This window comes from Flavitalea sp. (genome assembly GCF_035489435.1).
In the GTDB taxonomy this organism is placed as follows: Bacteria; Bacteroidota; Bacteroidia; order Chitinophagales; family Chitinophagaceae; genus DATHKG01.
In genome coordinates, this window is the sequence record NZ_DATHKG010000016.1 from 1 (window position 1) to 8735 (window position 8735).

The window sequence follows — 8735 nt, forward strand, 5'->3', positions numbered from 1 at the left end:
TTTAATTTATCACGGATTAAATATGCTATTATTAATAGGCGTATTCAGTTCAATGTGACCAATCGTTATCTTAAGTACAGGTTGCCCATTTGTAGTATGTGAAATATTGTGAGGCGCTTTTATATTACCAATTACTTTGTAGTTGCTATACTCTACATCTAAGATTGCTTTATCCATCTCATCATTTGTAGAAATTGCCAGTTTTTTTACAAGAGAAAAATCTTTACTGTTGAAAAAGTAAGTTTCAGTATTCCCATTCTTGTGCGTAAGTTTTATTTTGTAAGCACCATGGCTAACTGAAGTATCCATACCTTCCAACTGCACCTTATTGCCTTTTTCTCGGTAATTGATAAAAGGGCTTTCCAGTTCTACATCCGCTTCGTTCGCCATGGCAGTAGCCTGACGGTCTTTCAGAATAGTTTTGTCTTTTTCATCTTTGAATCCATCAATTCGCCACCCCTGCTTTCCATCGAAAGCTTGTATAAACGATTTGTCATTTGCTGTTACAATGTATTTGTAAAGGTTTGGCCTCTTAGAATAAGAGATAAAAGGGAACGAAACACCAACATAATTATAGACCCCGGAAATGGTCAGCGTCTGCACCGCCTTCCAGTTCTTTTCGCCGCCGATAAATTTAATATAACTGTTGATCACATCATCTGCAGTTTGTGATTTTAGCACCAGCGAGAAAAATGACAATAAGATAACAAGCATGCTTTTTTTAGAACTCATGGTAATGGGTTGTTCTGCAAATCTATTGAATCGGTTTGAAGAACAGAATCATCATCATTATCCTGAACACTGTCATTGAATTGAGGAAACCCACATTGAAATTGAAAAAGAAAATTTGTAGTCGGGTGGCAACAATGGCAATAGCAATAACATAAGATACAAATTGGCAACCATATTTGTTCGCGGCTGGGTTAACGTTGAACAGCAACAAGCGGGAGCTTTACATTTTGCGGGAGATGTATATAAAAAAAAGGGTCCTCTGTAGAAACAGACGACCTCTAACGATTGCTTGCCATATGAAAAAAATTCGAAAAATTGCTTTAAGTGGAAGTCCCCTGTGTCATTTACCCTGGCTTTGAAATTTTCACCTTTTCGATGGTCCCTTGTTTCTGAAAACCTTTGTTCTGACTTCCTTTATCAAAAGTACAACAGTTAAACCGACAGTACTGTACAACTTAAACCTGATTTCATCATCACAGACCTGTGTTTTCATACCTGTAAGCATTGTTCCTGTTGAATTACAGCGATTTTTCTCTATGATGTCCAACAAATATCTGATTCAGCTTCCCTTCGAAATGCATTGTAAGTTTTTACCTTTTGTAGCCTGAAACCTGTGACTGCTCCGGCCATTCGCACGAAATACAGGCAATCGCAGCTATTCAATAACTTCTTCTTAACAGTTCATTAAATATTTTAATATCAGGAGAAATAATAAAACTATATATGAAACTATATATGACCGATAATTAAAAATTAAATTAAACGACCCGCACAAGTCATTTAATTCAGTAATTTGAAAGTCCAAAATAAAATTGCACCATGTCAAAAGAAAGCCGGTCATCCCGCAGAAGATTTTTACAGCAAATTGGCGCCACAGGTATGTTGGCCGCCGTGTCACCCTTAAGCACCCTTGCAGGGCAGGAAAAAGCAGAACAAAGAACGTTGTTCTATGAAAGGAAAATTGCAAACGCAGATAAGATCCGCCTCGGTGTTATTGGTTATGGAGTACAGGGCCATTTCGATCTGACAACAGCGTTAAGAGTGCCTGGTGTGGAACTTGCGGGCATTTGTGATCTTTATCCGGGCAGGTTGGTAAATGCGAAAGAACAGTATGGCAACGAACTTTTTACAACCCGGAACTACAAAGAGCTATTAGACAGATCAGATATAGACGCAGTTATTGTTGCTACCACCGATGTCTGGCACTCACGTATCACAAAAGATGCGTTAGCAAAAGGCAAAGCCGTGTATTGTGAGAAACCAATGGTTTATAAGATAAGTGAGGGCCCTGGTATAATAGAGGCTCAGAAAAAAACAGGCAAAGTGTTGCAGGTAGGCAGCCAGCGCGTAAGTAGCATTGCCCTGGCAAAAGCAAAAGAATTATTAGCTGCGGGCGAAATAGGAAAACTCAATATGGTAAATGCGGTTTATGATCGCCAAAGTTCTATCGGCGCCTGGCAATATACCATACCAAAAGATGCAAATGCAGAAACAACTGACTGGGACAGGTTTATTGAAGTAACAGATAAGATGGCTTATGATTCCAAAAAGTTTTTCTGGTGGCGCGCATTCAAAGAAGTAGGTACTGGTGTAGCAGGTGATCTGTTCATCCATCTGTTAAGCGGTACTCATTTTATCACTAACTCATTGGGGCCAAAATCGATTTACAGCTCGGGCCAGTTCAGCTATTGGAAAGATGGCCGCAACCTGCCTGATGTTATGGCTGGTGTTATGCAATATGGTGACACACCGGAGCACCCGGCTTTCCAGTTAACACTGCAGGTGAATTTTATCAGCGGTACCGGTGGACAGGAGCTAATAAGATTCACAGGTTCAGAAGGTGTAATGGAAGTGCGGGGTAATAATTTGAATATTAAACATAGCCTGATGCCCGAGGCACCTGGTTTTGGTGGTTATGATTCCGTTTTCACTTTTTCTAAGAGTATGCAGGAAGAGATGACAAAGGAATACAACGCCAAGTGGACAGAGGCACAAAGAAAAAAACCAACCAAACCTGATGTAGAGTTCAAAGCGCCACAAGGTTATAGCGATCACCTGGATCATTTCACCAATTTCTTTGATGCAGTAAGAACCGGTAAAACGGTTGTTGAAGATGCGACATTTGGTTTCAGGGCAGCGGCACCGGCATTATCCTGTAATGAGAGTTATTTTAAAAAGAAAGTTATCAATTGGGATCCGGTTAAGATGAAGCTGGTTTAAACTTATCATTATACTCAATTCCGGCAAGGATCTCATGCGTGATTCATGCCGGAATTATTTTTTAGACTTCCACGCAGGCAGACGACATTAAACCCCTTGGCAACCAACAAAAACATGAAAACTACCAGGCGTAAGAGTTTCTTTAAACGGGGAATTATCATTTTTCTTCTACTATTCCTCCTGATGAATGTGGTTGCCTTTTTTCATGCTTATAAGTTTACTCATTTTATAACCCATGAAATCGCCAGGACCGGAGATCCCGTAAAGCTCAGCACAGCTCAAAAGTTTAAGACATTATTCTTTGGCGTTAGCAATCCAAGGCCAACAAATAAAATATTTCCATCCCGGAAATTCGAAACGATCAGGTTAAAAAGTAATAAAGAAATTGAATGTTGGTATATTCCTCAATCAGGAGCAAAGGGAACCATCATTATTTTCCATGGATATGGCGGTGACAAATCTTCCATGCTGGATAAGGCGGAAGAATTTTTGAATTTGGGTTATAGCACTCTGCTCGTGGATTTTATGGGATCGGGAGGTTCAGAAGGTAACCAAACCACTATCGGTTACTTCGAAGCAGAGCAGGTTAAGACATCGTTTGAATATTTGAAAAATAAGGGTGAAAGGAATATTTTCTTATTCGGTACATCAATGGGTTCTGTTGCCATCATGAAAGCAATGCATGATTATCATTTAAACCCAGGCGGGATAATTCTTGAATGCCCGTTTGGAACTATGTATAAAACTGTTTGCGCACGATTTCAAACAATGAATGCTCCTACCTTTCCTATGGCAGGCCTTCTCGTATTCTGGGGAGGTGTACAGAATGGATTTTGGGCCTTTGGCCATAATCCAACCGAATATGCCAAATCAATAAGCTGCCCGACACTATTGTTATATGGAGCTGAAGATAAAAAAGTCAGCAAAGCGGAAATAGATGAAATCTTTAAAAATCTAAGAGGCAGAAAAAAGATGGAAATTTACAGGCAAGCCGGTCATGAGAATTATTTGAAGAACTATAAGCAGGAATGGGTTAATGATATAAAAATCTTTATCAGTTCATAAAAAAAGTCCATATTGAATTTTTGATCTTACTGACCTGGAACTGCATACATCTTTTCTGCAGGAAGATAGGCCTTGAGTCTGAGTTCTCTATTAAATGTCTTAAGAAAATTGTGCACTACAAACGCATCCGGCTCCACAAATCTATGATACGAAGGCTCCAGATATTTTGCATAGGAATAGGAATTGTTACTGCTTAGTTCAAAAATAACATAAGACATGTGGGTCAAATCCCCAGGACGACCTTTGTAGGGTTTGGTAAGCAATGTTTTTTCCAGCTTTTTTAATTCGGTATCTACTGTTGTCCAACCAGACGGCGGTTCCACGTTAACAACCTGATGACGGATGATGATTACTTCGCCACTGTCTGTTTGTCGGGAATTAAATCCTATCAGGTCACAGGAATAATCAGCGTTTATCCTTTCCAGGTTAATTACATATTTCACTTCTTCGTCCCAGAGCCACACCCGTAGGCTTAACTCTTTTGAACCTTCGGTTACCGGCTGCAGACCTAACAGTTTTGCGAGATTTTGTTCAAACGCCGATTCATGATTAGCCGAACCGGTAGAATCTTCTGTATACCTCATTACTTTATTCCTGACGACAGTATCTCTTATATCTGACTTCTGCGGAACTTCATCGGGATGCCCGCATGAAAGTATAAGACACAAAGCAAATCCTTTGAAATATTTCATAGATTCATCAAGTTACAGATACATCCCGATTTTTTGCCATAGCCTGCAAAAATGCTCTATTTAATGATCTCGCAGTGATCCACCACATTGCCCTTATTGTCGTAAACCGTGTACCGCAGGCTTTTCCCTTCAACCTCCATCATTGCAAAGGTGAATATTTTTTCGTTCGGTGTGAATAACATAGACGGTAGTTGCATCCCTCCCGGTCCCTGTAGCGAGCCTCCGCATGATCCGTTGGTAATGTAAACAGTGCCTTTCGGATGATCATAAACATGCGGATCTTTCTGTTCAAATATTGTTGTATTCCTTATGGCTTTATGACGTTCATAAACATGCCGGTGGCCGGCCAGGCAAAGGTCCACCTCATATTTGTCAACAAGCGGTTTAATATGGCCTTGCCATGTTGGAATTTGGCTTACCCCCCATGAATACAAAGGATAATGGCAATACAAGATGATCCATTTTATCTTTCTGTTTTTTCTTGCGGCCTTCAGATCGGTCTCCAGCCATCGATATTCTTCGGAGTCTTCCTCAAACAAAACTCTTCCTTTTTTCTCAGCGCCCTGAGCATAACCGGAATTGATGGCTATGAAATGGGTATTACCATAATCATAAGAATAGTTCAACTGGTCTGAAGGAAGATTGAAAAGATCATAGTAAACAGGGAAAGGTTTTTGAAAAGAGACCGAGGTATCACTATTCACTACATCATGATTTCCGGTAACGGACATAAATGGGAAAGAGGCATTCACAGCCTGGGTGATATTGAAAAAATTCTTCCAGCTTTTTATAACCGATCCATTTTCTACTATATCTCCATTGTGCAGCGTGAATAAAAATGAATTTTTTACAAGTTCCTGAACGATCGTATCTGTGTGCGCGAACTCGATGTTGCTATGGTTGTTTTGTGTATCGCTCCAGATGCCTACGGTGAATTTTTCTTCTGAGCCTGCTTTGGGGCCCGTTCTGAAACGATACTCAGCGCTCCATCCATTCTCTTTCGATCCCACTTTATAATAATAGAATGTTGCCGGCTTTAATTTCTTTAGAGTGACTTTATAAACATAGGAGCTTAATGGAACAGAAAAAGTTTTCACTAAAACTCCTATATTGTTCAGGAGAGCGCTGTCCGGTCCATATAGCAACATGTCCTCTGCCTTGTCATTCATCCAGGTTATAGCCATGGTATTGGCTGTATTAACTTTCTTACTCCCATTCCAACTTATATGGATATCGTTTGGCTGTGTGTAAGCGGTTAAAGCCAATACTGTGGAGAGAAATAGAAATAGTCCTTTCATTTGTGATGTCAGGTGTGCCAGTGCATTTTATCTGCGCGATGATTTGCCCGGTAATACAGCACCGCTATTTTTTTGCAGGGCAGTTAGATTAAGTTGTTCATAAGGTGTTTCAGAAAGCCCATTAAAGAAACGCATGATCACTTCCCCGTCAACAATGGAGATCATCGCATAACCCGGCAGGTCTGCTATTGAAAACCGGCCGATATGACCCTTTTCTTCTTGCAGTATTTTTCTGCGAACGGAATTCGTAGCGGGTTGCCAGGTTAGATTGTCATCTACCCATTTCTCTCCCCTGAAAATCGAATCTTTCTTTTTTGGCTGTGGCGGTTCCAGCCCGCGGTTCACGCTGTTAAGCATGACTTGCACAATGGGGCCTGAAGCGGTGTTTCGGCTAAGTACTGAATACATATGCTCATGCGCGCAAAACACAATGGCCTTGTGCTTTGCCAGCAAGTTCAGGAATTTTTCCCTAAGCGTTGTGTCTGCAACAGGCCGGCGGATACCGCTGAGCAGATGCCAGCATCGCTGGCTCATGGGGATCACCGGCTGATGGGTGAGTATGAATTTGTGCCTTGCCTTTGACCGTCCTAACTCTCGCTCAAGAAAAGCGATCATCTCTGTCTCGGGCAGATTTCTATCCACACTGAAGAATTGATCAAGTACAAATAACTCCACGTCATCACTGATCTGGAACGTATACATGCCATGATTCACAGTTTTGTTTACCTGTCCTTCCATAAAAGGACGCAACACTTCTTCCCAGGCCTGCGGCTGACCGGGACTGTTGCTTACATCGTGATTACCTTTTACAAGAACCCATGGAACGGGAAGCTTCACCGAATGCATCATATCCACTACCCCCCTGTTCATTTTCGTAGCGAGCGTAAAATTGCCCGATACTCCTTCTGTCAGATCGCCCAATTGAACCACAGCTTTAACCTGGGGAGTAAATTTCTCCGACTGCCTTTTTATGACTTGCAGGAACTTAGGCATAAAGAAAGCTGTGTACTGAGGATACTCGTTGAATATCTGCTGATAATCCTGCGGTCTGGTCGTCACGTAATCCAGATCATGGTCATCCAGGCGGTCGTAGTGCATATCACCCAATACAATGAAACTTACATCCTGTGCCCGGCAAATCATGGCTGTGCTAAGAAAGGCGATGCAGAGTAGCGCTTTAATAATCATTTTGTTCGTTCGTTAGTTTATCACAGGTATTTGCACAGCATATTATGCTTTCAGCAAATCCGTAAGGTTTATATTAGCCCAGGCCTTCTTATCTGTATTGGCATAGATCGACATCGTCACCGCACTCTTCGCTGAAACCCCAACGGTAGCATAACCGCAGAAATCTGCGTATTCGAAATGCCGGATAAATGGCGCCTCTTTTTCAAGATTTGTTTTTCTTTCGTCAAGCGATTCAGGTGAAAACTTTGGTTCGAGTTGCAGGAGGTCCGAAGTATAAGACTGCACTCCCTTCAAATGATCTGTTACCGGGGCGTTGGGCGCGGGTATCACACTGCCGATGGCCACCTGCACAAAATTTCCTTTTGGTGTAGAGCGAACAAGAACGCTTGTTTTGTGCAGATGCCCGGTAAATGCAATGGCACGATGCTGACCAAGGAGGTTCAACAGTTCTTCGCGTTTTTGCGTCTGACCGGGTTTGGCAAAAACATGCCAGTTCGCCCGCGCGTTATACGGTACAATGGGTTGGTGAACACAGAAGATGAGGTTTTCTTCTTTATGATCTTTCAATACTTTTTTTAACCACTCCAGGCTTTCATCGGCCGTATAACAATCGAAAATTACAAAACGGGTGGTTTTGTAAACGAAGGTTGAATTAGCAGTAGAAAGTTGTTTTTTCTGTTCTTTTGTCTGCCATGCCAGTACCGTTTCCTTAAAAACTTCCCTGGCGCCCTCGCCGGTTATATCATGATTGCCTTTCACAACAAAAAACGGACGTTTCAGATCTTTTGAGGCTACATAGGAAATGAAATCATTGGTTTGTTTGCGGGCAAGTAATGCTGAACCACAAAGACCTTCTACAAAATCGCCTAGTTGTAGCCAGAAGTCTGCATTTACCTCCCTGGCCTTTTCCTTAGTCACATCCATCAACAACGGAAAATTATCACGGGTGATCCGTGAATAATTCTCGATCTGACCAATATCATTGGGATATTTCGCCTTCACATAGTTCATGTCATGATGTTCCAGTTTGTCGTAATGAAGATCTCCCAGCAATACAAAATTGAACTCATTCCCTTTTGAAGGAACAAAGTCAAATGCCGAAGCACCGAGAGGAAGCGCTGCTGAAAGCACACCCAGGGAATTAATGAATTTCCGCCTGCTAAAATTTTCCATCTATACATTTATGTGTTAATCAGAATAGCCTTATCAACTGTAAGCCGGCAGTAATTTGTAAGCTGCCGCTTCATTGTTAATTTGCTTTAAAAAGTTTTCGTGTAAGATCCAGATAGGTTTCTCCATATTCCACCGTTGGCTCGATGGTATTACCTTGCTGGAAATGGTTCCATGAGTTAAGCAGCACCAGTTTTTTATCACTCATGTTGCGCCTTGCTACATTGCTCATATCAGTATAAAATTTCTCAGTCCTTTCCAGGTCATATATCTTACTCGCAGGCGTCATGGTCTTGTCGTTATATGCAGGAAGAACGCACGGAACATAATCAACCGTGCCCCAGGCAGTCGTGGAATCGGTCCAGTTCTT

At 41.6% G+C, this 8735-nt stretch carries 8 protein-coding genes; 2 read left to right on the top strand and 6 right to left on the bottom strand.

Features of this window, described 5'->3' with window-relative positions; translation table 11 throughout:
• Positions 1 to 9 precede the first annotated feature (9 nt).
• Positions 10 to 732: a hypothetical protein gene (locus tag VK664_RS01810; protein ID WP_461396886.1), complete on the bottom strand. Its 723-nt coding sequence runs from the start codon at positions 730 to 732 to the stop codon at positions 10 to 12.
• An 819-nt stretch (positions 733 to 1551) separates the two neighbouring features.
• Here VK664_RS01810 and VK664_RS01815 point away from each other — a divergent pair.
• Both VK664_RS01815 and VK664_RS01820 read left to right on the top strand, forming a co-directional pair.
• Entirely contained in the window at positions 1552 to 2952 is a 1401-nt protein-coding gene (locus VK664_RS01815; protein WP_461396887.1) for a Gfo/Idh/MocA family protein, read from the top strand.
• Positions 2953 to 3066: 114 nt separating this feature from the next.
• The gene (locus tag VK664_RS01820; protein WP_461396888.1) at positions 3067 to 4017 is read left to right on the top strand and encodes an alpha/beta hydrolase; all 951 of its coding nucleotides are present in this window, start codon (positions 3067 to 3069) and stop codon (positions 4015 to 4017) included.
• Between the two features lie 26 nt (positions 4018 to 4043).
• On the opposite strand, the gene VK664_RS01825 is transcribed toward VK664_RS01820, so the two are convergent.
• From VK664_RS01825 to VK664_RS01845, 5 genes are all read right to left on the bottom strand, one after another.
• Positions 4044 to 4709, bottom strand: a complete 666-nt coding sequence (locus VK664_RS01825; RefSeq protein ID WP_461396889.1) for a hypothetical protein — start codon at positions 4707 to 4709, stop codon at positions 4044 to 4046.
• A gap of 56 nt (positions 4710 to 4765) precedes the next feature.
• Positions 4766 to 6007 (bottom strand): purple acid phosphatase family protein, encoded by a 1242-nt coding sequence (locus VK664_RS01830; protein ID WP_461396890.1) that lies wholly within the window; start codon positions 6005 to 6007, stop codon positions 4766 to 4768.
• Positions 6008 to 6034: 27 nt separating this feature from the next.
• Positions 6035 to 7195 (bottom strand): metallophosphoesterase family protein, encoded by a 1161-nt coding sequence (locus tag VK664_RS01835; protein WP_461396891.1) that lies wholly within the window; start codon positions 7193 to 7195, stop codon positions 6035 to 6037.
• Between the two features lie 42 nt (positions 7196 to 7237).
• Complete coding sequence (locus VK664_RS01840; protein ID WP_461396892.1) at positions 7238 to 8368, bottom strand: metallophosphoesterase family protein; 1131 nt, start codon at positions 8366 to 8368, stop codon at positions 7238 to 7240.
• Between the two features lie 76 nt (positions 8369 to 8444).
• A partial coding sequence (locus tag VK664_RS01845) for a glycoside hydrolase family 99-like domain-containing protein (RefSeq protein WP_461396893.1) occupies positions 8445 to 8735 on the bottom strand: 291 nt, incomplete at its 5' end.

Bases quoted from the DNA above. Each gene is read 5' to 3' on its own strand.
- VK664_RS01810 (WP_461396886.1), bottom strand. From the start codon at position 732: ATGAGTTCTAAAAAAAGCATGCTTGTTATCTTATTGTCATTTTTCTCG.
- VK664_RS01815 (WP_461396887.1), top strand. From the start codon at position 1,552: ATGTCAAAAGAAAGCCGGTCATCCCGCAGAAGATTTTTACAGCAAATT.
- VK664_RS01820 (WP_461396888.1), top strand. From the start codon at position 3,067: ATGAAAACTACCAGGCGTAAGAGTTTCTTTAAACGGGGAATTATCATT.
- VK664_RS01825 (WP_461396889.1), bottom strand. From the start codon at position 4,709: ATGAAATATTTCAAAGGATTTGCTTTGTGTCTTATACTTTCATGCGGG.
- VK664_RS01830 (WP_461396890.1), bottom strand. From the start codon at position 6,007: ATGAAAGGACTATTTCTATTTCTCTCCACAGTATTGGCTTTAACCGCT.
- VK664_RS01835 (WP_461396891.1), bottom strand. From the start codon at position 7,195: ATGATTATTAAAGCGCTACTCTGCATCGCCTTTCTTAGCACAGCCATG.
- VK664_RS01840 (WP_461396892.1), bottom strand. From the start codon at position 8,368: ATGGAAAATTTTAGCAGGCGGAAATTCATTAATTCCCTGGGTGTGCTT.